At 42.2% G+C, this 24,071-nt stretch carries 23 protein-coding genes; 15 read left to right on the forward strand and 8 right to left on the reverse strand.

The genetic code is table 11. From position 1 onward, the window contains the following. Positions 1–7: 7 nt before the first annotated feature. Both B0O44_RS01565 and B0O44_RS01570 read right to left on the reverse strand, forming a co-directional pair. Positions 8–253: a hypothetical protein gene (locus tag B0O44_RS01565; RefSeq protein WP_110826943.1), complete on the reverse strand. Its 246-nt coding sequence runs from the start codon at positions 251–253 to the stop codon at positions 8–10. 25 nt (positions 254–278) lie between these two features. Next, positions 279–1,403 (reverse strand): hypothetical protein, encoded by a 1,125-nt coding sequence (locus tag B0O44_RS01570; protein ID WP_110826944.1) that lies wholly within the window; start codon positions 1,401–1,403, stop codon positions 279–281. A gap of 103 nt (positions 1,404–1,506) precedes the next feature. Between B0O44_RS01570 and B0O44_RS01575 the strand changes: the two genes are divergently transcribed. The 5 genes from B0O44_RS01575 (at position 1,507) to B0O44_RS01595 (ending at position 6,765) form a co-directional block, all read left to right on the forward strand. Further along, entirely contained in the window at positions 1,507–2,403 is an 897-nt protein-coding gene (locus B0O44_RS01575) for a LysR family transcriptional regulator (protein ID WP_110826945.1), read from the forward strand. A gap of 70 nt (positions 2,404–2,473) precedes the next feature. Continuing rightward, positions 2,474–3,415 (forward strand): YeiH family protein, encoded by a 942-nt coding sequence (locus B0O44_RS01580; protein ID WP_110826946.1) that lies wholly within the window; start codon positions 2,474–2,476, stop codon positions 3,413–3,415. A gap of 322 nt (positions 3,416–3,737) precedes the next feature. Next, positions 3,738–5,960, forward strand: coding sequence for a heavy metal translocating P-type ATPase (locus B0O44_RS01585; protein ID WP_110826947.1), 2,223 nt, complete (start codon positions 3,738–3,740; stop codon positions 5,958–5,960). Positions 5,961–5,990: 30 nt separating this feature from the next. Continuing rightward, positions 5,991–6,197 carry a heavy-metal-associated domain-containing protein gene (locus B0O44_RS01590; RefSeq protein WP_110826948.1) on the forward strand — a complete coding sequence of 69 codons (207 nt, stop codon included), beginning with the start codon at positions 5,991–5,993 and terminating at the stop codon, positions 6,195–6,197. 1 nt (position 6,198) lies between these two features. After that, a complete protein-coding gene (locus B0O44_RS01595; RefSeq protein ID WP_110826949.1) occupies positions 6,199–6,765 on the forward strand; it encodes an AraC family transcriptional regulator in 567 nt (188 codons plus the stop codon). Here B0O44_RS01595 and B0O44_RS01600 read toward each other — a convergent pair. After that, entirely contained in the window at positions 6,758–8,035 is a 1,278-nt protein-coding gene (locus B0O44_RS01600) for an acetyl-CoA hydrolase/transferase family protein (protein ID WP_110826950.1), read from the reverse strand. The genes B0O44_RS01595 and B0O44_RS01600 overlap by 8 nt on opposite strands. A 178-nt stretch (positions 8,036–8,213) precedes the next feature. Here B0O44_RS01600 and B0O44_RS01605 point away from each other — a divergent pair, with 178 nt between their 5' ends. The 9 genes from B0O44_RS01605 to B0O44_RS01645 all read left to right on the forward strand — a co-directional run bounded on the left by B0O44_RS01605 (position 8,214) and on the right by B0O44_RS01645 (position 18,150). Continuing rightward, a complete protein-coding gene (locus B0O44_RS01605; RefSeq protein ID WP_110826951.1) occupies positions 8,214–9,767 on the forward strand; it encodes a sensor histidine kinase in 1,554 nt (517 codons plus the stop codon). Between the two features lie 30 nt (positions 9,768–9,797). Beyond that, positions 9,798–10,454 (forward strand): HAD family hydrolase, encoded by a 657-nt coding sequence (locus B0O44_RS01610; RefSeq protein ID WP_110826952.1) that lies wholly within the window; start codon positions 9,798–9,800, stop codon positions 10,452–10,454. A 46-nt stretch (positions 10,455–10,500) separates the two neighbouring features. After that, a complete protein-coding gene (locus B0O44_RS01615) occupies positions 10,501–11,886 on the forward strand; it encodes a mercuric reductase (protein WP_110826953.1) in 1,386 nt (461 codons plus the stop codon). Continuing rightward, positions 11,879–12,706, forward strand: a complete 828-nt coding sequence (locus B0O44_RS01620) for an ABC transporter ATP-binding protein (protein ID WP_110826954.1) — start codon at positions 11,879–11,881, stop codon at positions 12,704–12,706. The genes B0O44_RS01615 and B0O44_RS01620 overlap by 8 nt, the downstream gene beginning before the upstream one ends. A 1-nt stretch (position 12,707) precedes the next feature. Further along, positions 12,708–14,276, forward strand: a complete 1,569-nt coding sequence (locus B0O44_RS01625) for an ABC transporter permease/substrate-binding protein (RefSeq protein ID WP_110826955.1) — start codon at positions 12,708–12,710, stop codon at positions 14,274–14,276. A gap of 2 nt (positions 14,277–14,278) precedes the next feature. Then, positions 14,279–15,436 (forward strand): ergothioneine biosynthesis protein EgtB, encoded by a 1,158-nt coding sequence (egtB, locus tag B0O44_RS01630; RefSeq protein WP_110826956.1) that lies wholly within the window; start codon positions 14,279–14,281, stop codon positions 15,434–15,436. Beyond that, on the forward strand, positions 15,436–16,386 hold the full coding sequence (locus B0O44_RS01635) for an L-histidine N(alpha)-methyltransferase (protein ID WP_110826957.1): 951 nt from the start codon (positions 15,436–15,438) through the stop codon (positions 16,384–16,386). Before egtB ends, B0O44_RS01635 begins: the two co-directional genes overlap by 1 nt. Positions 16,387–16,564: 178 nt before the next feature. After that, positions 16,565–17,620, forward strand: a complete 1,056-nt coding sequence (locus B0O44_RS01640; protein ID WP_110827508.1) for a sensor histidine kinase — start codon at positions 16,565–16,567, stop codon at positions 17,618–17,620. Between the two features lie 83 nt (positions 17,621–17,703). After that, positions 17,704–18,150 carry a response regulator gene (locus tag B0O44_RS01645; RefSeq protein WP_110826958.1) on the forward strand — a complete coding sequence of 149 codons (447 nt, stop codon included), beginning with the start codon at positions 17,704–17,706 and terminating at the stop codon, positions 18,148–18,150. A gap of 148 nt (positions 18,151–18,298) precedes the next feature. Here B0O44_RS01645 and B0O44_RS01650 read toward each other — a convergent pair whose 3' ends face one another. The 4 genes from B0O44_RS01650 to B0O44_RS01665 all read right to left on the reverse strand — a co-directional run bounded on the left by B0O44_RS01650 (position 18,299) and on the right by B0O44_RS01665 (position 22,428). Next, the gene (locus B0O44_RS01650) at positions 18,299–19,639 is read right to left on the reverse strand and encodes an OmpA family protein (RefSeq protein ID WP_110826959.1); all 1,341 of its coding nucleotides are present in this window, start codon (positions 19,637–19,639) and stop codon (positions 18,299–18,301) included. A 223-nt stretch (positions 19,640–19,862) separates the two neighbouring features. Beyond that, the gene (locus tag B0O44_RS01655) at positions 19,863–21,254 is read right to left on the reverse strand and encodes an MBL fold metallo-hydrolase (RefSeq protein WP_110826960.1); all 1,392 of its coding nucleotides are present in this window, start codon (positions 21,252–21,254) and stop codon (positions 19,863–19,865) included. Next, positions 21,251–22,138: a Rossmann-fold NAD(P)-binding domain-containing protein gene (locus tag B0O44_RS01660; RefSeq protein WP_110826961.1), complete on the reverse strand. Its 888-nt coding sequence runs from the start codon at positions 22,136–22,138 to the stop codon at positions 21,251–21,253. Before B0O44_RS01660 ends, B0O44_RS01655 begins: the two co-directional genes overlap by 4 nt. Before the next feature lie 83 nt (positions 22,139–22,221). Beyond that, a complete protein-coding gene (locus B0O44_RS01665) occupies positions 22,222–22,428 on the reverse strand; it encodes a cold-shock protein (RefSeq protein WP_110826962.1) in 207 nt (68 codons plus the stop codon). 470 nt (positions 22,429–22,898) lie between these two features. Here B0O44_RS01665 and B0O44_RS01670 point away from each other — a divergent pair, with 470 nt between their 5' ends. Next, positions 22,899–23,366: a YMGG-like glycine zipper-containing protein gene (locus B0O44_RS01670; RefSeq protein ID WP_110826963.1), complete on the forward strand. Its 468-nt coding sequence runs from the start codon at positions 22,899–22,901 to the stop codon at positions 23,364–23,366. A gap of 65 nt (positions 23,367–23,431) precedes the next feature. Here B0O44_RS01670 and B0O44_RS01675 read toward each other — a convergent pair whose 3' ends face one another. Continuing rightward, a complete protein-coding gene (locus B0O44_RS01675) occupies positions 23,432–23,851 on the reverse strand; it encodes a GNAT family N-acetyltransferase (protein ID WP_110827509.1) in 420 nt (139 codons plus the stop codon). Between the last annotated feature and the right edge of the window lie 220 nt (positions 23,852–24,071).

Below are 24,071 nucleotides of genomic sequence, written 5' to 3' on the forward strand. Positions count from 1 at the left end.
TACAGTATTAAAATTTGATTAACGGACTTGAATGACTTTGAGGTAATTGTATGGCCGATAACTGGTTGTTAAAAGTGGGTTCTGTTCCCTTAAAGTAAACCATTAAAGGAACACCATAATTGATAAAAACGGGATGAAATGTCTCTGTTTCCATACTCCTGAAATGCGACTGGTGAAGGCCAGAAGGGAGCCTGCCTTTGGAACAGGAAAGAAAAAAGTTTCCAATGAAAATAAAAGTCAGCGTGGTTCTCATTATGGTGTTTTTAAGTGGTTTTAAATTAAAAATGGACCTGTACCCCAGCCATATAGCCGACATAAAAACCCATCTGGTTGCCACTATTTTTGCCGTCCCATTTGGAAATATAATGCTTCACCAGGTCCCGGCCTTCAGCCGTGTTGGTCGTGGAGTAATTGATGGATGGGCCACCGAATATTTCCAGTCTGGAACCAATTTTATATGCTGGAAGGACCCGTAGGGAAGTTTTCCAAAAATCGCCACGTTTGAATTTGGTGAGGGTTGTCCCTGCCAGCTCCAGATTTAAGCGGAAGTTTCCGGACTGAAAAGTATGGGCACCCAGTCCGGCCTCAATTGCATATACTGCATCTGTGTTCCTGAAATTGTATCCTGCACCGATAATACCATACAAAACCTTTCCGCCTGATCTGAAGGTCAGTAAAGTGGTCATGTTTTCGTCCAGCGTTACCCCAAGGCTTTTTTCCCCATTTTTAACCAGGTTAATAATGCCGATGGGATAATCTGAACTATCGGCCACATTCAGGAAACCGGCAATCTGTACACCTTTGACTTTTTTGGCAATGTTTAAAAAACCGGCAATCTGTGAGCCTTTGGTATTGCCTGCCAGGTTCATAAATCCAGCAACCTGCAAAGAAGATACACTATCTGCTTTATTCAGGCCACCGGCAATTTGTACGCCATTGACATTTTTTGCGGTATTGACAATGCCTCCAACCTGAATCCCTGAAACAGAACCGCCCGCAATATTTCCCAATCCGGCAACGGCTGCACCTGAGCCACCTTTATAGGTGTTGAGTACACCAGAAATTAATGCACCAGAGGCATTGCCTCCCAAATGATTGGAAAAACCGGCTATAGTGACGCTAGTGGCATCGTGGTGAATTATATTGCTCACACCTGCGATGGCCGGTCCGCGCTCAGCTGCAGAGACACCGGCAATCAGGTTCAGGGAAAGATCATTGGTGTCCCGGGCCGCATTGCTGCCATTACTGCTTAGCGGGTAAACCAGTCCTATATGTATTCTGCTGCGCTTGTGGCTTTGTGCGTAGAGGTGACCTGGGTTCAACAAAAAAAACAATACACTGAAGATGGAAAAAGACTTCAGCAGGTTTGATAAATGGTTGTTTTTGTAAAGTAAAGCTTTCATTTCTGTAATTTTGAAGTGTGACAACCAAATAAAGTTTTACCCCTATGCCAGTTGTTCTTTTTTTTAAAAGCGTACTTTTATGGTCAGATAAACCCATTGACTTATGTCGGATTTCAGATTAGAAGTATTTTATACCGTTGCCAGACGCCTGAGCTTTACTAAGGCGGCTGAAGCTTTATTTATTACACAGCCGGCAGTTACAAAACACATTAAAGAGTTGGAAGAACGTTATGGGAATAAACTGTTTGAAAGAAAAGGCAATAAAATACAGCTGACTGTCCCGGGACAGCTTTTATTGGAACATACAGAAACTCTTTTTTCCATATACAGGGATATTGATTTTGAAATGAATGCCTTGATTCACAAAAAAGAAGGCGATTTACGTCTGGGTGCAAGTACCACTCTTGCCCAGTACATCATTCCGCCTATGCTGGCCGGTTTCCGGAAAAAGTTCAGCGGCATCAGGCTCAAGTTACTTAGCGGGAATACCGGGCAGATTGAAAAATACCTGCTGGATAAAGAAATTGAACTTGGGATTGTAGAGGGCAGGAGCCGCAATCCCGAAATTCAGTATACCGAGTTTATGAAAGATGAAATTGTCCTGGTCTGTGCGAAAAACCATCCTCTGGCCAAAAGCGGGGAACTGGAAGCCGCGCAGTTGAAGGACTATAAATTCGTGCAAAGGGAGTCTGGTTCAGGAACACTTGAAGTTATTGCGCACGCTTTAAAGGCCATTGATCTTAAATTGTCAGATTTGCAGGTTGAGATAGAACTTGGTGGTACAGAAGGCATTAAATCTTATCTGGTGCATTCGGGTACCCTTGCTTTTGTCTCTGTTCATTCTCTGTTAAAAGAGTTGCAGACTGGCGTTTTGAGAATTATAGATGTAAAAGGTTTGTCAATAGAAAGAAATTTTTATCTGGTGCACCTGAAAGGGAAAGCAGATGGACTGGCAGAGGTTTTTATGCGTTACGTTCGACAATTCCATAACTTAAAGTAATGGTGCATCAACAATAGGAATATACCCTGTCCGGTAGGAGAGGCTAATTTTGCTTCATCAAATAAAACACATGATGAAGTATTCTATAAGTCCCCTAACCGCTAAAATCCTTTTTGTTGCAGGCGCAATTTTTTCCCTGATGTCTTGGATGTCGCCTCCTGTTGCCTTATTACTGGGCATTTTAATGGCGCAGCTTTTTGTTCATCCATTTCCGGCCTGGAACCAAAAAGCCACTCAAATTTTACTAAAAGTTTCTGTTGTCGGTCTTGGCTTTGGAATGAATATCTTCAGCGCGGCAAAGGCCGGAATGGACGGGCTTGTTTTTACCATAGTTTCTATTATGACGGTTTTGAGCCTGGGCTACCTGATCCGGAAGGTTTTAAAGATCAATTCAAAGACTTCGTTTCTGATCTCTGCAGGTACTGCCATATGTGGCGGGAGTGCTATTGCCGCGCTTTCTCCGGTAATGAAGGCAAATGAAAAGCAGATATCAGTGGCCCTTGGTACTGTGTTTATCCTCAATTCCGCAGCGTTGTTTATTTTTCCATTGATCGGACAGTATTTCCATTTGTCTCAGGGACAATTTGGAATGTGGTGCGCCATTGCCATTCATGACACCAGTTCTGTTGTTGGGGCGGCCAGTAAGTACGGAGAACAGGCACTTCAGATTGCCACGACAGTAAAGCTGGCCCGGGCATTATGGATCATTCCAGTCGCTTTTGGTACAGCCCTGATTTTTAAAAGTCCCAAAGCAAAAATCCAGATCCCTTATTTTATAGGCTTTTTTATACTGGCTATGCTGGCCAATACGTATATCCAGGCATTTCATGCCTGGGCGCCCTATGTGCTGGAAGTTTCCAAAAAGGGATTAATGTTAACCTTATTTCTTATTGGTAGTGGCCTATCTTTTTCTGTACTTAAGTCGGTTGGACCAAGACCACTCATACAAGGTTTGGCCTTGTGGCTGTTCATTTCAGCAGGAGCTTTACTGGTCATCTTAAAATTTTTCTGATCTGAAAAATTCTTCCAAAAACAGGTCTTTTTTTATCAAAAACAGAAAAGAGAAGGGATTGCTTTGTTGGACGAACAAGCAGATGAGTCCGGTATGAATCCGGTATGAATCCGTGATGGCTCCAGATTTTTTATATTAAAACCGGAGCCATCACGGATAAAAACTGTATAAATATCAGATTCATTTTCCGCAGACTTTATCGCAGATTTAGTTCAAAACGAACGGGCTAAACCTGGTCCAAAAAAATTATGAAAGAATATCACAGAATGATGTAAATCTGAGGGGCACAAAAGGGGGTATCTTTGCGTATAAATTTAAAACAATGACTGAAAAAGAGCCGATACAAACCATTTCGCTTCCCGTATTGGGAATGACCTGTGCAGGATGTGCCATTAGTGTTCAGTCTATGATCGCTGCTCAGTCAGGCGTACATCAAGCAGAAGTGAATTATGCAACCCAAAGTGTGAAAGTCGATTTTGATCCTGCGCTGACTGCTCCTGAAGCTTTTCAAAAAGCCTTACAGTCGGTAGGCTATGACCTGATTATAGATACCGAGGGCGGTAAAGAAAAACAGGAACAGGTGCAAACTGAAAATTACAGGTCCTTAAAAAGAAGGACTATTTTTGCCGCTTTGCTGACCCTGCCGGTTGTGGTGATCGGGATGTTTTTAATGGATATCCCTTATGCCAATTACATCATGCTGGTGTGCAGCACCCCGGTACTTTTCCTGTTTGGAAGAAACTTTTTTGCCAATGCCTGGAAACAGGCCAAACATGGGATGGCCAATATGGATACGCTGGTGGCTCTGAGTACCGGTATTGCCTATATATTTAGTGTCTTTAATACATTTTATCCTGAATTCTGGCATTCCAGAGGTTTACACCCGCACGTTTACTTTGAAGCTGCGGCAGTAGTGATTGTGTTTATTATGCTCGGTAAATTGCTGGAAGAGAATGCAAAGTCCAATACCTCTGCTGCGATAAAAAAACTGATCGGACTGCAGCCTAAAACCGTTCATTTGGTCACCGATGAGGGTGAAATTGTAATTCCGGTTTCGCAGGTCAAGGTTTCAGATCGCTTAATGGTACGCCCGGGAGAAAAGATACCTGTAGATGGGCTGGTCGATGGTGGAAGTTCTTATGTCGACGAATCAATGATTACCGGTGAACCTGTAGCAGTTTGGAAGGAAGCCGGTAAAAAGGTGTTTGCCGGGACCATTAATCAAAAAGGAAGTTTCAGGTTTAAAGCAGAAAAGGTGGGCGAGCAAACCATGCTGGCCCAGATCATTAAGCTCGTACAGGAAGCTCAGGGTTCTAAAGCACCCGTACAAAAACTGGTCGATAGAATTGCCGGTATTTTCGTGCCCATTGTGATGTTTATTGCTGTACTGACCATGGGGGCCTGGTTGATTTTTGGAGGTCAGTCTGGTTTTACACATGGTTTAATGGCCATGGTAACGGTTCTGGTTATCGCCTGTCCATGTGCATTGGGACTGGCCACACCGACTGCCATTATGGTTGGCATTGGTAAAGGTGCGGAAAATGGAATTTTAATAAAAGACGCCCAGGCATTGGAGACCGGACACAGAGTGAATGCGATGATTCTGGACAAGACCGGTACCCTGACCGAAGGAAAACCTCAAGTAACTGGCATGCAATGGTCCGGGGCAAAAGATCCGGATCTGGAAGGAATATTGTTTAGTTTAGAACAACAGTCGGAACACCCTTTGGCAGAGGCGCTTGTGTCTTATTTTAAAGCGGGCTCTGCAAGAGCCTTAACCTTGAGCTCCTTTGAAAGTTTGACCGGAAAAGGGGTAAAGGGTGTTTTTAACGGAAAGACTTATTATGCCGGCAGCCACCGCCTCCTTTCTGAACTGAATCTTGATTTACCGGAAGCTTTGGCTTTGTACGTAAAAGGGTTACAGGAAAAAGCACAAACGGTTATCTATTTTGCCGGAGCTCAAGAGGTTTATGCAGTAGCGGCAATTGCAGATCAGATTAAACAGGGGGCTAAGGCTGCGGTTGCCGGGCTCCAGTCACAAGGAATACAGGTATATATGCTTACCGGAGATAATGAACAGACCGCAGCTGCAGTAGCTGCTCAGGTGGGTATTACAGGCTATCAGGCAGAAGTACTTCCTTCGGACAAAGCTGCCTTTGTGAAAAATCTGCAGCAACAGGGTAAAATCGTAGCAATGGTGGGCGACGGGATCAATGATAGCCATGCCCTTGCACAAGCTGATGTATCTGTGGCCATGGGCAAAGGTTCTGATATTGCCATTGATGTAGCAAAAATTACACTGATCTCTTCAGATTTGCGCTTGTTGCCAAAAGCTTTGAAATTGTCCCGCTTCACGGTCAGGACCATTAGACAGAATTTGTTTTGGGCTTTTATTTACAACCTGATCGGAATACCTCTGGCTGCAGGAATCCTATATCCTTTTAATGGTTTTTTGCTCAATCCGATGATTGCCGGTGCTGCGATGGCATTGAGCTCTGTATCTGTGGTGAGCAACAGTTTGAGACTTAAATTTGCAAAACTCTGATTAAATAACATTAACTTTAAATATCCAGAAATGAAAACGTTAAAATTTAAAACAAATATCAAATGCGGAGGCTGTATTGCCACTGTAACCCCCTTTTTAAACCAAATGGAAAGTATCCAAGCCTGGGAAGTAGATGTAAACAATCCGGAAAAAGTATTGACAGTGAACGGGGAAACAGATCCTGCTCAGGTGATCAGTACACTGGATAAAGCAGGTTTTAAAGCAGAAGCACTCTGATATGCAATTACACGTAAAAAATATGGTTTGTGACAGGTGCATCCTGATTGTGCGTCAACAGCTGGAGAACCTCCATTTTAAGGTGTCCGAAATTTCCCTTGGTAAGGTGGAACTTTCACCGGAGCCTACCGAAGCGCAACTGCAGGACATTGCTTCTGCTTTGGAGGTGCTTGGTTTTGAGCTGATCGATAAACAAAAAGACCAGCTTGTTGAGCAAATTAAAACCAAAGTGATTGAACTGGTCCATTATTCAGACCTGAACGAAATTAACCAAAGTTTACTGACCCTGATTGCTGATGCTTTACATAAGGAATATACCTATCTAAGCCGTTTATTTTCGGATGCAGAGGGATTAACCATTGAAAAGTATATCATCCAGCAAAAGATTGAAAAGGTAAAAGAACTGATTGGTTACGGAGAACTGAACCTGAATGAAATTGCCTATAAAATGGGCTATAGCAGCAGTGCACATTTATCTACACAATTTAAATCTATTACCGGACAATCCCCAAGCCAGTACAAAGCCTCTGACGGCCAGAACAGAAGACCGCTCGACCAGGTTAAATAAAACGTTCCCGGTAAGCTTTTTCCAGGGCTTCCCGGTGACCGGGATGTGCCAGGCCAATCAGGGCAGCCGCCCTTTGTTTAAAGTTTAAGCCAAAAAGGTTCACTTTTCCGTATTCGGTGACCACCCAGTGCACGTGCCCTCGGGTGGTGACCACGCCGGCACCTTCTTTTAAAAAAGGCACAATCCTTGAAATCCCCTTAGAGGTTACTGAAGGCAAGGCAATGATGGGCTTTCCTCCGGCTGACAACGAGGCTCCATGGATAAAGTCCATTTGCCCTCCGATACCCGAATATTGATAGGTTCCCATGGAATCGGCACAAACCTGACCGGTCAGGTCTAGTTCTATCGCTGAATTGATGGCGGTTACTTTTGGGTTCTGACGGATGATGCTGGTGTCGTTGGCATAGGAAATATCCATTACCCTAATACTGGGGTTGTCATTCACAAAGTCATAGAGTTTACGGGTACCGATCATAAAACCGGTAATAGACCTTCCCGGGTTTAGTTTTTTATGGCTGTTGTTGATCACTCCGCTCTGTATAAGAGGAATGACACCATCTGACATCATTTCGGTATGTATGCCAAGGTTTTTATGGTTGCTTAGATTTTTAAGCACCTGATCGGGGATGCCGCCGATTCCCAATTGTAAAGTTGCCCCATCTTCCACCAGTGCAGCGATGTGTTGTCCAATAGTGACCATTGCCGGGGTTATTTTAGCAGAATAATCCACTTCCGGTAGCTCTGTTTCCTTCCAGACCATTGCATTGATTTTATTGATGTGGATAAAACCATCTCCGTGGGTACGTGGCATTTTCGGATTCACCTGAGCAATAACATATTTGGCAGTATCGACAGCAGCCCTTGCAATATCCACAGATGTTCCCAAAGACACATATCCATGAAGATCCGGTTCAGAAACCTGTATCATAGCCACATCAATCGGGAGAAAACCTTCTTTAAACAATTTTGGGATCTGGCTCAGGAAAACGGGTACATAATCGCCATCGGCACTGTTGACAATGCTCCGGGTATTGGCAGATACAAAGAGGGAATTAAAGAAAAAACTGTTTTTATAGTCCGGATGGCCAAAGTCAACTTCTCCAAGTGTGGTGATGCTGATCAGTTCAACGCCTCTTAATTCCTGATGTCTCTGCTGCAGGGCTTTGATCAGGTGTAAGGGTGTAGCGGCGCTTCCATGTATAAAAACGCGGTTTCCTGAACTTATTTTTTTGACAGCTTCTTCAGCACTGGTATATTGAGGTAAATGCATACGTAAAAATGAGAAAATAAAGTGATTCGGAGATTGATGTTTGTCATTTTATAATATGACAAACATCAGATTCTGTTCTTTGTTGAACTGAAGGCATCTTATAAATTAACTCCTGCTGATAAAGGAATTGTTGCCAAATAAATTTTATTTTTAATTATTATTAAACAAACAATTATTAATGACCAAAGCCACGACTACACCTTCAGATTTTGATCATCAAAAAGTTTTAAAGGCTTTAAATGACAGTAAACTGGAACTTGAATTTGCCATTAATGCAGCTGAACTGGCCACCTGGGACCTTAATCCCAAAACTTTTAAGTTTAGTGGTAACCGCCGGCTAAAAGAGTGGTTTGGTCTTAGTCATGAGGATGAAATTGATTTGGCCATTGCAACAAATGTCATTGCAGCCAGGGACAGGCAAAGAATAAATGAGGCCATACAACAAGCCCTGCAGTTTTCTTCAGGTGGAAATTATAATGTTATTTACAGCATCATACATCCTTTAACAGGCAAAGAAAGAATCGTGCTGGCCAGGGGAAAGGCCCTTTTTGATGAAGATAATATTGCCACGCGATTTAATGGTATTTTACAGGACATCACCGAAGAGACCAGGGCCAGGTCTTCCCTGGAGGATGCGGAAGAACGCGTTCGTCTGGCCGCAGAAGCGGTGAACCTGGGTACTTATGACATGAACCTGCTTAGCGGACAAATGACCAGCTCTGACCGTTTTAATTATATTTTTGGCTTTGACCGCAACGTGGGCCGGGCAAAGTTTGTATCGGCTATCCATCCACAGGACCAGCAAATCCGTGTGGAGGCTCATAGAAAAGCGGTAGAGACCGGTCAGTTGTTTTACGAACTGAGGGTCATCTGGCCGGATGAATCTATACATTGGGTCAGGGCAGAGGGTAAAGTTTATTATAACGAGGTCAAGAAACCTGTACGGATTATAGGAACATTACTGGACATTACCGATAAAAAAAATACAGAAGAGGAACTGCGCGAGATCAATAAAAAACTAGAGAGTGCCCTGGAGGAACAAAAAGACCTGCAGCGTCAGAAGGACGATTTTCTGGGAATTGCCAGTCATGAATTAAAAACACCGGTAACCAGTCTGAAAGCGTATACCCAGGTGCTTCAGAAAATCCTGCAAAAAAAGGGCGACCTGAAGGAAGCAGAGATGATGAGGAAGATGGATGCACAGCTGAACAGGCTCACCAACCTGATTGGTGACCTGTTGGATGTGACTAAAATGAATTCAGGAAGGATTGAGTTTAATTCTGCCCATTTTGATTTCGATGAGATGCTTCGCTCAGTGATCGAAGAGTTGCAAAGGACTTCAGAAAAGCACAGGATCATCGAACACCTCGGTGAAGTTGGTTTTGTTACTGCTGATCGGGAGCGCATTGGGCAGGTGATGACCAATCTGATTTCCAATGCCATTAAATATTCTCCAAACCACAGTGAAATTAAAGTATCCAGTGAAATCAGGGAGGAGGAAGTTCTGGTTTGTGTGGAAGATAAAGGAATTGGCATTCCTCAGGATAAACTGCAAAAGGTTTTTGAACAGTTTTACCGGGTAAGCGGACAAATGCAACATACTTTTCCAGGGCTGGGCTTAGGTCTATACATTTCGGCTGAGATTATTAAAAGAGAGGGCGGACGTCTGTGGGTAAACAGCCGGGAGGGTGAAGGTTCGACTTTTTGTTTTACCTTACCCTTAAAACGATGATTATTTATTTGAACATACATATTTTTTAAGATGCAAAAACTGAAAGCTGTATTATTTGACCTCGACGGAACACTGATTGATTCTGAGTATTTTCATTTTGAGTGCTGGAACGATATTTTAAAAGAATCTTCCCATTCTATGACTTATCCTGAGTGGCTGAAAAATTATGCTGGTTTCCCTTTGCCCTCCAACAGCAAGAACATAAAGGAGCGTTATGGTCTGGACATTTCATTAGCCGATCTGGTCCATAAAAGAGAACAGGCAAGTGTAAACGGTCTGGAAAATAAAACCATAAACCTGATGCCTTTTGCCATGGAAATGCTTCGTTTTTTTAAACAGGAGGGATTAAAAATGGGGCTGGTCACGGCAAGCCCCCGGTTTGAGGTAGACCTGATCTTTAAGAAAAACGGCATGGCCGCTTACTTTGATGTGATCATTACCCGTACAGACGTAGAACGGCCCAAACCAGATCCCGAAGGTTATAACCTTTGTGTGGAAAAACTTGGAGTGGATAAAGTGGATTGTATCGTTTTTGAAGACACGTTAAATGGCTTGAATGCCGCAAAAGCTGCGGGGTTGACTTGTTATGTGGTGCAGTCAGACCAGGATCAACACGATAAACTCCTGCATGCAGATGCAATTTTTCGGGATTTAAAAGCGGCCGGAAAGTTTGCCTGGGAAAATTAACTAAAAAAAAGCAGCACCTTTTGGATGTTAAATTTGTTATAGGCTTATGAAATCATTTGACGCTGTTGTGATCGGTGCCGGCCAGGCTGGTGTACCTCTAGCAAAAAAACTGGCTGCCGCAGGTTGGAAAACAGCCCTGATTGAAAAACGCCTGGTTGGTGGTACCTGTATTAATGACGGTTGTACCCCTACAAAAGCATTGGTGGCTTCAGCCCGAATGGCCCATCTGGCAGCCGGACGTAAGGAGCTTGGTGTAGAAACTGGGGGAGTTAAACTCAATTTTACCCAGGTAATGCGGCGTAAAGATGCCATCGTTTCCCAGTTCAGAAGTGCAACGGTTAAAGGAATAGAGCAGGTGCCAAATCTGAAACTGATATATGGGGCAGCAACATTTACCGCCAATCATGAGCTTAGGGTAAGGACCGACAATGGATTATTTGAAAAACTGACGGCAGAACGTATTTTTATCAATACCGGTGCGGAACCCTTTATTCCGGAGATCAAAGGGATTGGAGAGATCCGTTTTTTGACTTCTACCAGTATCCTGGAGTTGAAGGAAGTACCTGAACATTTGTTAATTGTTGGAGGAGGTTATATAGGACTAGAATTTGGACAGATGTTCAGCAGGTTTGGTTCGAGAGTAACCATACTGGAACAAGGAGAGCGGTTGCTGCCAAGGGAGGATGAGGATGCCTGTGAGGTGATGGCAAAGGTTTTCCAGGAAGAGGGCATTATTCTGAAGGTGAAGGCCAAGGTTGTCCGTTTTGAAAATTATGGAACAAACCGGATCCGGGTGAGCGCTTCGGTTGAAGATAAAACAGAGAATTATACCTGTAGCCATGTATTGATTGCATCTGGAAGAAAACCACAAACCAGCGAACTGGGGCTGGCCAATACAGATGTTGTTTGTGACCAGAGGGGGTTTATACAGGTAAATGACCGGCTGGAAACTTCAGTGAAAGAGGTGTATGCCCTTGGGGATGTAAAGGGAGGGCCTGCTTTTACACACATTTCCTATAATGACCATGTGGTGCTGGTGAATAACCTGCTGCACCACGCAAAAGAAAAAATTAGTGGAAGGGTACTTCCTTATTGTATGTTTACGGATCCTCAAATGGGAAGAGTGGGCCTGAATGAAATGGAAGCAAAAGCGGCGGGACGGGATTACCTGGTGGCGAAAATTCCAATGCGGCAGGTCGCCAGGGCCATTGAAACCGGAGAAACAAAAGGTTTTATGAAAGCCATTGTCGATAAAAAATCAAAATTAATTCTCGGGGCAACGGTGATCGGTGAAATTGGCGGAGAAATCATGAGCCTGTTGCAGATGGCGATGGCCGGAAAGATCACCTATGAAGAAATCAGGTACATGATTTTTGCCCATCCCCTGTATGCAGAATCCCTGAACAACCTTTTTATGACCCTGGATGATTAAGGCAGAAAAATTAAGTAAAAGCTATAATGGCATTCCTGCAGTGCATCAGTTAAGCTTTGAGGTGGCCAGGGGAGAAAACCTTATCCTGTTGGGTACCAGTGGCTGTGGAAAAACAACCACATTAAGAATGATTAACCGTCTGATTGAGCCCGATCAGGGGACAGTTTATCTGGATGGTAAAGACATTCGTGAGGGTGAGCCGGAAACATTGAGAAGGAAAATAGGCTATGTGCTTCAAAACCATGGTTTATTTCCGCATTATACGGTAGCAGAAAATGTAGAAATTGTTCCAAGACTATTGAAATGGAACACCAAACAGGTACAGGCCAGGACGGAAGAACTCTTTGGCAAGCTTGGGTTGGATCTTTCCCTGTTGAAAAAGCATCCCGCTGCACTCAGCGGCGGACAACAGCAACGGGTTGGCCTTGCAAGGGCATTGATGGCCGATCCTCCGGTTTTACTAATGGATGAACCTTTTGGCGCCCTGGACAGCATTACCCGTATTGGGATCCGTAAGGAATTCCTTGAGCTCGATGAGTTGCAGAAAAAGACCATTATTATGGTGACCCATGATATACAGGAAGCTTTTGAAATGGGAGACCGGATTTGTCTGATGGACAAGGGGCGGATCATGCAACTGGGAAGCCCGGAGCAATTGCTGTTTGAGCCCGCCAATGATTTTGTAAAAGAATTTTTAAAACAACAGCATTTGCATCTGGAGTTAAAAGTTTTAAAGGTTCGGGGCCGTTCGGCCTGGAACATGATGGATGAACTGGGAAGTGAAGCATTAAGGAATTTATTAAACGATTATAAAAGCTGATATGCAGGAAGGTGTAAGTGTCTGGCAATTTATGGCGCAGCAGTCGGGTCAGTTGATCAGGCAAACCTGGACTCATTTGGGACTTACCCTGATCTCGCTGATCCTGGCGATTCTGATTGCTGTTCCCCTTGGGGTTTTTATTTCAAGGAGAAAACGATTTGCGGGACTAGTACTGGGTTTTGCAGGCATTCTGCAAACCATTCCCAGCATTGCTTTACTTGGGGTCATGATCCCTTTTCTGGGCATAGGGCCTAAACCGGCCATTATTGCTTTATTTCTTTATGCATTATTGCCCATTGTGCGTAATACTTATACAGGTATTACAGAGGTTGATGCTGCGGTTAAAGATGCCGCAAAAGGAATGGGCATGAGCAAGTGGCAGATTTTAACCAAGGTAGAATTTCCCTTAGCCTTTCCGGTATTGATGGCCGGTATCCGGACAGCTACGGTGATTAACGTTGGCGTGGCCACATTGGCAGCCTATATTGCAGCAGGTGGATTAGGGGAGTTTATTTTTGGTGGTATAGCCCTGAACAATTCCAATATGATCCTTGCCGGGGCAATTCCGGCCGCATTACTGGCAATTCTTTTAGACGTTTTGCTTTCTGTGGCCCAAAAGTTTAGTTTAAAGAGGGTCCGTTTGGTCTACGTATTTTTACCTTTTTGTATACTGCTGCTTTGTTCTTTTTACTTGCTGCCTTCCAGAATTGGCGGAAGAATGCTGGCTGGCTTTACGCCAGAATTTATGGGAAGGGAAGATGGCTATCTGGGTTTAAAAAAAGTATACGGCCTTAATATGGAAACGGTAGTAATCAGTGATGCAATGAAATATAAGGCTGCTTTTGAAGGTAAACTCGATGTGATTGACGGTTATAGTACAGATGGCCGGTTAAAGGCTTTTGACCTGGTTACTTTGATAGATGATAAATTTATTTTTCCACCTTATTATGCTGCACCGGTGGTCCGTCAGGATATTTTGCAAAGATACCCCTTGCTGGAAGGAATATTAAACCGCCTTTCCGGTCTGATTTCAGATCAGGAAATGACCAGTTTAAATTACAGGGTAGATAAATTGCATGAAAGTCCTGAAAAAGTGGCCCATGATTTTCTAACTTCAAAAAAATTATTGCAGTCTGACAAGTCCGGACCATCCGGGGTGATCCGGATTGGCTCTAAAGTATTCGGAGAACAGTATATTCTGGCACAAATGTATAAAATGCTCATAGAGTCCGGTTCAAACCTCACCGTGGAGACTAAAACAGGTCTGGGCGGTACAAAAATTTGTTTTGATGCCCTGAACAATAAACAAATAGATTTCTATCCGGAATATACAGGTACAGGATTTTTAGTGCTTCTTAAGCCTTCTAAGTTGTTGATATTCAGGCTGACAAAAGATAAAAATGCTGTGTACACTTATGTGCAGAAGGAATTTAGTGAAAAGTATAATTTGAAATGGCTAAAACCTATTGGCTTCAATAATAGTTATGCTTTAATGATGCGCAGGGGACAGGCACAAAAATTGAGCATTAAAAGTATCTCTGATCTAACCAATCACCTAAAACAAAATTAATTATGTCACTCTGGGAACAGTATTCAAACATCAGGGCGCATACTGAAAGTATATGCGCTGCTTTGGAAAAAGAGGATTATGTGGTCCAGCCCATCGTCGATGTCAGCCCGCCCAAGTGGCATCTGGGACATACGACCTGGTTTTTTGAAACCTTTATACTGGACGCCTTTTTTATGGGATACAAAGCTTATAATCCCGATTTTAACTACGTTTTTAACAGTTATTACGAAACAATAGGTGCCAGGGTTATTCGTACCGACCGTGGAAATTTAAGTCGCCCGACCGTGGATGAGGTATACCGCTACCGCGCTTACGTAGACCAGGCCATGTCGCATTTGCTTAAAACACACCCACCGGATGCAAGGCTGGAAGAATTACTGGTGCTCGGCTTAAACCACGAACAGCAGCACCAGGAATTGCTTTGGTATGATGTTAAATATATTTTGGGACATAATCCACTTTTTCCGGCTTATGGGAAGCAACATATTGAACAGGGCCTTGCTCATCAGGAAAAAGGATGGCTAGAACTGTCTGAAGGTGTTTATGAAATCGGGCATTCCGGTAAGGGTTTTGGCTTTGATAATGAACTTGGGAGGCATAAAGTGTATCTTCAGCGAAGTGCTGTTGCAGCAGGACTGGTCAGCAATGAGGAATACCTGGAATTTTTGGAGGATGGTGGCTATCGTAATTTTAATTTCTGGCATGCCCAGGGCTGGGATTGGGTGAAAGAAAATGAAATTAGAGCACCTTTATACTGGCATTTGGTGGATGGCGAATGGCTTTGCTATGGACTTTCCGGTTTGCAGAAACTGAATTTAAAAATGCCTGTACAGCACATCTCTTATTATGAGGCAACAGCCTTTGCACAATGGAAAGGAATGAGGCTGCCTACCGAGTTTGAATGGGAAGCTATTGCCCCGAAACTAAAATGGGGGGCACTTTGGGAATGGACAGAAAGTGCCTATCTGCCTTATCCGGGTTTTTCCAAAGCACCCGGTGCACTTGGAGAGTATAATGGCAAATTTATGGTCAACCAAATGGTGTTAAGAGGAGGCTCTGTGGCCACACCCGAACACCATAGCCGGATAACTTATCGTAATTTTTTTCACCCTGATCTTCGCTGGATGTACAGCGGTATCAGATTAGCCAAATCATATTAATGGGACAATTTTTACAGGATGTACTCAAAGATCTGGGAAGTGTCCCAAAGCGTTTAAGTTCAAAATATTTTTATGATGAATATGGCGATAAGCTTTTTCAACAGATCATGAATTGTGAGGAATATTATCCGACCGACTGTGAGCTGGAAATTTTTAAAGGGCATGCCCCGGAACTGGCCGCAGTGCTGCGTAATGGCCTGGATGATTTTGACCTGATTGAAATGGGGGCCGGGGACGCAACCAAGTCCAGCTATCTGTTGCAGGAGCTGGTTCAACAGAAAGCCACTTTTACCTATATGCCTATAGACATTTCTTCAGGCATGATCCGGCACCTGGAAAAAGTGCTGCCTGAGCGGATTAGCGGTTTGAAAGTTTTAGGTTTGAACGGGGAATATTTCGATATGCTGGCCCATGCCTATCGTCTTTCTTCCAAAAGGAAGGTCATCATGTTTCTTGGCGGAAATATCGGAAATTTCGAAAAAGCAGATGCCTATGATTTTTGCAGAAAACTCCGTTCTTACCTGCAGCCCGGTGATTTGGTACTAGCTGGTTTTGATCTTAAAAAACATCCGGCCGTAATCCGGGCAGCTTACAATGACCAACAAGGGCTAACCAGGGCTTTTAATTTAAATCTTTTGAACAGGATCAATCGGGAACTGGATGGAAATTTTATTCCCGGGCAATTTGATCACTATCCAAGTTATGACCCGGACAGTGGTTCCTGCAAAAGTTATCTGATCAGTTTAAAAGATCAGGAAGTCCATGTTTCCGGTAAGAAAATCTTGTTTAAAGAAAACGAATATATCTACATGGAAATTTCACAGAAGTACAGTCTTGAAGAAACTGAAAAGATGGCTTCAGCAGTTGGTTTTAAACCTTTTATGCACTTTCAGGACAGAAGGAAATGGTTTCTTGATACCATTTGGCTGGCTTCTGATGCGCATTTATGAATTTCCCATAGTGTGTAAAATTGGGGATTTTTTTTCTTCCCGGATAAGGGTAAATTAAGTGTTACAACGTGTGAAAACGTGTAAATTACTTGTTGGCTTAGAATTTGAATCTGATGTGTAACTGACTCAATGTAAACTGAAGATGCATACTGCGGCCGATCCAACGCGACTTATCCGAATGATTGAAGAAATAGATGACTATGCCATCTTATTTCTGGATAGGGATGGTACCATCGAAAGCTGGAATAAAGGCGCACAGGAAATTAAAGGATATCGTGCAGATGAGGTTATAGGACAAAATTTCAGCATATTTTATACTCCGGAAGACCTGCTTGGCCGTAAACCTGAAAAATTAATGGATACTGCAATGAAATTGGGTAAAGCCTCGGACGAAGGTTGGAGAGTGGGTAAAGACGGCATCAGGTTTTGGGGCAGCATTAGTATCAAGGCCATTTACGATGAAGGAGAACTCATTGGTTTTTCAAAAATTACCAGGGATCTGACTGATAAATTCAATATTGAAAATGCTGTGAGTAAGTATGCAAGGGAATTAGAGCTCAGAAACAAAGAGCTGGAGCATTTTGCATATGTCGCGTCACACGATCTTCAGGAACCCTTGCTGACCGTGACCAGTTTTATAGAATTGTTGAAAGAGGAGTATGCAGAGCGTTTGGATGAGAATGCTGAAATGTACCTGAATTTCATTAAGCAGTCTTCAGAACGAATGCGGAGCATGATCAAAGGCTTGCTGGATTATTCAAGGTTGGGTAGGAAACTGGAAATAGCTGAAGTGGATTGTAATGTTTTGATGAAGGAAATCAAAGAAGATTTATTCATTAACATCAAATTGGGGCATGCCACCATTATTTATGAAAATTTGCCTGTTGTAAAGGGCTATGCGATAGAATTGAGACAGCTATTTCAGAATTTAATCAGTAATGCGCTTAAATTCAGGAATGAAGGGACCGACCCTGTGGTGGTAATTTCTGCATTTAAGATTAAAGGAGGCTGGAAGTTTTCTGTGAAGGACAATGGAATCGGAATTGAAGAGCGTTTCAGGGATAAGATTTTTAGCATTTTTCAACGTTTGCACAGCAGAATGGATTATGAGGGCAATGGAATAGGATTGGCCCACTGTAAAAAGATTGTAGAATTGCATGGAGGTGAGATTAGTCTGGAGTCTTTACCGGGTGTGGGCAGTACTTTTTATTTTAATTTGAATACAGATTCATAAATATATTTATAAATTTTTAAGGGTTTAACAGCGCTGGGGACTTAAGGGGAGACATCTTTAGGTCCTTTAATAGGTTTAATGAAATGAAAAAATATAAAGGTCTTGATTGTGTTTTACTGGTAGATGATGAGGCTTCAACAAATTTCCTGCATCGTAAGATCGTACAAACATCAAATGTTGCTGTTGATGTCAAGATCATTTCTTCTGCCAGTGAGGCGCTGGAGTATTTAAAAAGTTCTGTTCAGGATGGAAATGGGGAAGAAGTTAAGCCTGGGATAATTTTTCTGGACATTAATATGCCTGGAATGAACGGTTGGGATTTTATGGAGGAATACAAAAAACTCAATCCCGATCAAAAAGCCAAAATTGTGGTGATCATGCTGACCACATCACTTAATCCGGATGATCAGGAGCTTGCTTCCAGAGACAGTGAAATTGTCACATTTATGCATAAACCTTTAAGCAGGGATGCTTTTAACGGAATAGTAAGTACTTACTTTGAAGAGTTATCTTCAGAAGAAAACCAGTAAGTTTCCGGACATTCTGTTTACATCATTCCAATATAGCTCATCGGTTGTCTGCCCAAAGGATAATTTTCTCCTTTATAAAGCATTTATACCCGATAACAAAAAAGGCCTGCAAATTTGCAGGCCTTTTTTGTTATCGGGTTTTTAAAATCTAGAATAAGGTAAATTCAACCCTTCTGTTTTTCTGACGTCCGGCAGCCGTTTTATTTGATGCAATTGGCTGGTTTGGACCATAGCCTGTTGCTTCAATTCTGGATGCGTTAGCGCCTTGAGCAACTAAATAGCTTCTGATGGCTTCAGCTCTGTCTTTAGATAAACGCAGGTTCAATGCCATTGATCCGGTGTTATCAGTATGACCAGCTAATTTCAGGCTAAAGTTTTTCTCTACCAATAGCGCAGCAACTCTGTTCAAAGTTGGATAAGATTTAGCTCTGATAGTAGATTTGCCAAGGTCAAACTCCAGGTTTTTAATCGCTTCGTCAACAACTTTACGGTCAGCTTCAGTTACGATTACTTTTTCCTTGATGATTTGAGCTGGGGTTTTTAAAGGGCATCCTGCACCATCTACTACAGTACCAGCAGGGGTGTTAGGGCATTTGTCAAATTTGTTAGCTACACCATCTCCGTCATCATCACCCATTTCCTGATTGTATTTAGCCACTAATGCTTCCCTGTCTCTTCTGGCATTTTCTTCCTGAGTAGACAATGCTCTTCTTAATTCCGCACTTTCAGCAGCGCTTGCTTCACGTAAAGCAGCTACAGCACTGTAGTTTTGCAATTGAGGAGATTTCTTTTTACCAAGGGCAATTTCAATACCCGCATGCGCATAAGAGAATTTGTCATTGGTTGCGCTAGGTACACCATCAAAGTTATTGGTTTTCATAAAGTTAACCGTGTAACCTAAATCAATGTTTACGCCTCTGGCTACCCCGAGTTTAAAACCTGCTCCCACAGGAATGAACCAGTGTTCACCCGTATTAGTGCTTGCTCCGACAGTTGCAGGAACATTCGTGTTCGCACTGGAAGACATATAACCCGCTCCGGCAGTTAAGTAAGGAGAGAATACATTTCTTTTCCGGTTTAAACTCATGTTGGCAATGGTAAAGTTACCGCTTAAAGCTGCAGACCAGTTGATGGTCGTTTCATAGTTGGAGGCGTCACGTGCTGGTCCGGCAGGAATGCCATTGGCCCTCATGCCCTTTACCTTACCTGCAAGGAAATCGGCTTGTAAACCAAATCCAGGAGTAATTTGTTTTTTAATGTAAGCTCCGTAGCCCCAGCTTTCCTGAGGTGTATAAAAATCACCATTTGACCTGTTGTTGAAAGGGGTCCAATGTGTCAACATACCTCCGTTTAAACCAATTGACCAGGTACGGAAATCTTTCTTTGCAAAACGCTGTGTAGAATCAGCCGGTGATTCCTGAGCGAACAGACTGGTTGATAATCCTACCAAGGATAGTATCATAGCCGATTTTGTAATCTTTGAGTTCATGTTTTCTATAATTAGATATTAATGCTCCAGTCCTTTATAAACTGGATGATTACCTCATAGAAATAACCCTGCCAAAAGTAAATCTGGTGTTTTTTTATCCTAAACCACTTAATTATCAGTTTGTTGCTGATGAGTTTTCGCGTTTGCCGATTTTAAGGTAAAACCTGCTTTTATCTCAAAAACTGTATAGTATTTGATACATTTTAGCCCTTTTTCTTCCAAACTACAATTCAAAAGATTGGCCTTTAAATGGAATTTCAACCTGGTAACCTTCTTCTGTTAGGGCCTCAGCAAGGCTATTGAGGCTTTTTTCCTCACCATGTACCAGAAATACCTTTTTTAACAAGGCGGTATCCTGACTTTTTACCATTTTTAACAAGTCCAGATGATCTCCGTGCCCGCTCAATAAATCAGTCTGCTTAATACTGGCGTAAACCATCAGGTCACGGTTACGCAGACGGACAATGGGATCGCCCCGCAGCAACCTGTTGCCCAGTGTGCCTTTTGCACAGTAACCAATAAATAGTATGGTACAGTAGTAATTTTGAATGTTATGATACAAGTGGTCCTGTATACGTCCACCTTCAAGCATGCCAGCCGAAGAAATGATGATACAGGGTTCATGATAATTCGAAATAGAAATACTTTCCTTTTTTTCTTCTACGTAGGAGAGCTCTTTAAAGCTAAATTCATCTCCGCTGGCTTTATAAAATGCCCTGGAATCTTCGTTGAGCAAATCGTGGTGTTTTCTGTAGATTTTAGTCGCCTGAGCTGCCAGTGGGCTGTCTACAAAGACTTTTACAGGTGGGAGCAGGGCCTGACTGAATATTTTGTTGAGGGCGTAAACCAGTGCCTGCGTTCTTCCTATACTAAAAGCCGGGATAATTAGCCTCCCCGGAAATTTAATACAGGATTCATGGATGATTTCTATCAGTTTATCCTGCAATGTTCCCTGGGTACTGTGGAACTTGCCTCCGTAAGTGGATTCACTGATCAGATAATCTACCTGGGGCAAGGTTTCCGGATCTTTAAGGACCGGATAGTTTTTTCTTCCCACATCGCCCGTAAAAGCAATTTTTTTGGTCTGTCCGGCTTCTTTTATTTCCAGTACTGGGGCCGCAGCACCCAATAAATGACCTACCGGAATAAATGTAAGGCTAATTTGGTCTGTAAGGACAAATGTTTTATGAAACCCAATCGTTACAAAACGATCAACAGTATCCATTACATGTTTTTCCAGGTATAAAGGCCGGGGTCCCAGGTGTTGTTTTCTCCCTTTTCCTCTTTTAGTCTTATGTTGTTTACTGAGAAAAATATTCACAGAATCGAGTAAAAGGATTTCTGTGAGGTCTGCAGTGGGAGGGGTACATAATATTTGCCCTTTAAATCCTGCCCTGATCAGGGTAGGCAGGTTTCCAGAGTGGTCTATATGTGCATGGGTCAGAATGACAACATCTATTTCTGCGGGGTCAAATGGGAAATATTCATTTTCTTCTTGGAAAGTATCTTTTTCATAATCCAGTCCGCAGTCAATAAGCAGGGTATAGTTATTGGTCTGCAGAAGATGCATACTTCCAGTTACCTGCTGAGCAGCGCCCCAAATGGTTAATTTCATCTATTTATACTATTATTTTGATTAGGATCTTCTTTCGTTTCTTCTAACCAGTTTGTCCAGTTGTTTATTTTAAAGGTATAATTAAGATCAGAAGTTAATGCTTTACTTGAAATAATTTTCCAATCCAGCAGTTCATCTCTAAATTCCGGTATTTCCAGTTTGGCCGCTTGCGCTGCCCTGGTATAGAACAATTGCTTTTCCGGGTGATCGGGAGTGGACACAAGAAAAGTCTTTCCGAAAGATTTGTGCTCAATAATATTTAACATGACTCCAATTGCATCTTCCAAATGAACCAGGTTAACTGGGGATTTGCCATTTGGAATATCCTTTTTTCCTGCGAAAAAACGACCAGGATGTCTTTTGGGACCAACCAGGCCACTAAATCTGATGATGGTGGTATTGAAAGCTTTATTTTCCTTCAGTATATTTTCTGCTGCAACAAGTTCTTTTGCAGCCTCGGTACCGGAATTTGGCAGATCTGCTTCTGTAAGAACTTGTTTGCTGTCTTTGTAAACCGCGGTTGAACTAACCATAAGGACCTGTTGAATACCCGTTGCTGCAGCCAGGTTTCCAAGTTGACCAATTTTTTCAGTATAGCTTTTCAGGTTTTCCTTATTTCTTCCCGGAGGAATGCATATAATCAGAATTTCTGAACGAAAAAAAGTTAGGTCTGTTTCTGCATTATCGTGTTCAAGCTGTATCAAAAAAGGGTCTACACCAAGCACTTTCAGTTGTTTTATTTTAGGAAGACTTGTGGTGGAGCCTTTTACTTGGTGTCCAAGCTTTAAGAGGCTTTTAGCGAGCTCCATACCATACCATCCACAACCCGCAATGCTAATGGAGGGAAGCTCGTCGACTAAGCTGGCGGACTTTCGTTTCGTCATTGATCTTTAATCTGGGGTATCATTTGACAATAAAAAAGGGGTTCGCGATAAAGCAAGCCCCCTTAAATTTTTAAAGATGATCTTTATAGAACGGTTACGTTTGAAGCTTCAGGTCCTTTTTTACCGTCGTTTAATTCAAACTCAACACTGTCTCCTTCATTTAATTCTTTGAAAGAGTCTCCTGCAATGGCAGAAAAATGAACAAATATATCTTTACCTCCTTCTTCAGGTGTGATGAAACCAAAACCTTTTGAAGAATTAAACCATTTTACTTTTCCTGTTTTACGCATATTAATTATATATAATTCGTTGTGAAAGTAATCAATTGAATAGTAATATCCAAAATGTTAGTACTAGAGAAATAGTTTGCTTGTCTGATGAAAGAAAAGTGTAAGATCATAAAAAATGTCTCTTTATTTGGATTTTTTTATTGAGAAAACTACAGAACGAAGAGAATTTGAATAGCTGAAGGGTCCATATTACCTCAGTGTTGAAAATTGTATTTTTTAAAGTAAATATTCTATAAAATGATGTTTTGTTTTGAAAACTAATGAGTTATGTAGGTTTTTAACTGCTTGTGGAGGGTGTTTTAGTTGCAGTTTTGTAAGTTGAAATTTTGTTCTGGCATTATTTTTACATTAAATACATCGAACAATCTGAATTTTCCTGAATGACATTGACCTAATCGTGTAAAGAAATTTGTGAGGTGAAGTTTTGGAAAGGGTCTGAAATACAATTGTTAAGAATTAATTTTAAAGCTATGAAAAAGTTATTTTCGATATTGATCCTGGCACTGGTTATGGCCTCTTGCAGTAATAAGGCAAAAGACGAGGCCTTGCGTCAGGTGGCTATTAAAGCTGTGAAGGACAGTTTAAGGTTAGACAGCTTCAAAAAGGCCGAAGTGGTTAAAAAACAAGAACAGGAAAGGCTGGCAAAAGCCGAAGCAGATAAGAAAGAGAAAAAAATGTTACTCCTTTCCCGTCAAAGAGAGGCCACAGCTGAAAATGCACCGGCCACAGCTCAGCAGGCGGCCCCTGCACGTAAAAAAGGTTGGAGCGATGCCGCTAAAGGAACACTGATCGGAGGTGTTGCTGGCGCAGTTGGTGGTGCAATTATAGATAAAAATAAAGGCCGGGGTGCAATTATTGGAGGTGCTGTTGGGGCCGGAACCGGATACCTGATCGGAAGAGGAAAGGACCGCAAGTCTGGCCGTGTTCAAAAGAATTAGTGTATTTTTAATCCCTGAACAGGTTTGGCTATTTTATAAGTACGAATCTGTTCAGGGCTTTTGTTTTATTCTGCTTTCTTTTGATAAGCCATGCCTGTAGATTTGGGTAGGGTAGTTTGAAATCCAAACTTCTCATATAAATGAACAGCATCCCCATCAGCGATCAGGCTGATGTAACAGGAATCAGGTAATTCATGATCAATAAAGTGCTTTAGTTTTTCCATAATTATTCTTCCTATCCCGTGGCCCTGAAATTCAGGCAGGACACAAACGTCTGTAATCTGGCAATGACATCCGCCATCTCCAATCATCCTTCCCATTCCAACTGCTTGCTGTTCCTGATTTAAAACCAGGACTTCACACACGGAATTTTTCAAACCTATGTTTGCAGCTTTTTCTGTTTTAGGGCTAAGACCAGATTCTTTTCTTAGCCTCAAATAAGTTTCTACTGGTATTTTTTTATAGAGGGCATTGTAATTTGTCATTGTAATGCTGCTTTTGTTTTTAAGACCTAAATTTAGAAAAATAAACTGGCCCTTCATAAAGGAAGGTCGATCGGCAGAGATCCGAAATTCTTTGTCACAGTAATGTATTGGCATTGCTTTAAAAGTGTAGAAAAACTACCTCATTCCCTTTTTTTTATGGGGAATTTGCTCGCCTTAGACGAGTATTTGTAATGTTACTTTTATTGCATTTTTGTTATTA

This window comes from Pedobacter nutrimenti (assembly GCF_003208655.1).
Lineage (GTDB): Bacteria > Bacteroidota > Bacteroidia > Sphingobacteriales > Sphingobacteriaceae > Pedobacter > Pedobacter nutrimenti.

Coding starts and splice junctions, on each gene's coding strand:
- B0O44_RS01565 (WP_110826943.1), bottom strand. CDS start 253: ATGAGAACCACGCTGACTTTTATTTTCATTGGAAACTTTTTTCTTTCC.
- B0O44_RS01570 (WP_110826944.1), bottom strand. CDS start 1,403: ATGAAAGCTTTACTTTACAAAAACAACCATTTATCAAACCTGCTGAAG.
- B0O44_RS01575 (WP_110826945.1), top strand. CDS start 1,507: ATGTCGGATTTCAGATTAGAAGTATTTTATACCGTTGCCAGACGCCTG.
- B0O44_RS01580 (WP_110826946.1), top strand. CDS start 2,474: ATGATGAAGTATTCTATAAGTCCCCTAACCGCTAAAATCCTTTTTGTT.
- B0O44_RS01585 (WP_110826947.1), top strand. CDS start 3,738: ATGACTGAAAAAGAGCCGATACAAACCATTTCGCTTCCCGTATTGGGA.
- B0O44_RS01590 (WP_110826948.1), top strand. CDS start 5,991: ATGAAAACGTTAAAATTTAAAACAAATATCAAATGCGGAGGCTGTATT.
- B0O44_RS01595 (WP_110826949.1), top strand. CDS start 6,199: ATGCAATTACACGTAAAAAATATGGTTTGTGACAGGTGCATCCTGATT.
- B0O44_RS01600 (WP_110826950.1), bottom strand. CDS start 8,035: ATGCATTTACCTCAATATACCAGTGCTGAAGAAGCTGTCAAAAAAATA.
- B0O44_RS01605 (WP_110826951.1), top strand. CDS start 8,214: ATGACCAAAGCCACGACTACACCTTCAGATTTTGATCATCAAAAAGTT.
- B0O44_RS01610 (WP_110826952.1), top strand. CDS start 9,798: ATGCAAAAACTGAAAGCTGTATTATTTGACCTCGACGGAACACTGATT.
- B0O44_RS01615 (WP_110826953.1), top strand. CDS start 10,501: ATGAAATCATTTGACGCTGTTGTGATCGGTGCCGGCCAGGCTGGTGTA.
- B0O44_RS01620 (WP_110826954.1), top strand. CDS start 11,879: ATGATTAAGGCAGAAAAATTAAGTAAAAGCTATAATGGCATTCCTGCA.
- B0O44_RS01625 (WP_110826955.1), top strand. CDS start 12,708: ATGCAGGAAGGTGTAAGTGTCTGGCAATTTATGGCGCAGCAGTCGGGT.
- egtB (WP_110826956.1), top strand. CDS start 14,279: ATGTCACTCTGGGAACAGTATTCAAACATCAGGGCGCATACTGAAAGT.
- B0O44_RS01635 (WP_110826957.1), top strand. CDS start 15,436: ATGGGACAATTTTTACAGGATGTACTCAAAGATCTGGGAAGTGTCCCA.
- B0O44_RS01640 (WP_110827508.1), top strand. CDS start 16,565: ATGATTGAAGAAATAGATGACTATGCCATCTTATTTCTGGATAGGGAT.
- B0O44_RS01645 (WP_110826958.1), top strand. CDS start 17,704: ATGAAAAAATATAAAGGTCTTGATTGTGTTTTACTGGTAGATGATGAG.
- B0O44_RS01650 (WP_110826959.1), bottom strand. CDS start 19,639: ATGAACTCAAAGATTACAAAATCGGCTATGATACTATCCTTGGTAGGA.
- B0O44_RS01655 (WP_110826960.1), bottom strand. CDS start 21,254: ATGAAATTAACCATTTGGGGCGCTGCTCAGCAGGTAACTGGAAGTATG.
- B0O44_RS01660 (WP_110826961.1), bottom strand. CDS start 22,138: ATGACGAAACGAAAGTCCGCCAGCTTAGTCGACGAGCTTCCCTCCATT.
- B0O44_RS01665 (WP_110826962.1), bottom strand. CDS start 22,428: ATGCGTAAAACAGGAAAAGTAAAATGGTTTAATTCTTCAAAAGGTTTT.
- B0O44_RS01670 (WP_110826963.1), top strand. CDS start 22,899: ATGAAAAAGTTATTTTCGATATTGATCCTGGCACTGGTTATGGCCTCT.
- B0O44_RS01675 (WP_110827509.1), bottom strand. CDS start 23,851: ATGACAAATTACAATGCCCTCTATAAAAAAATACCAGTAGAAACTTAT.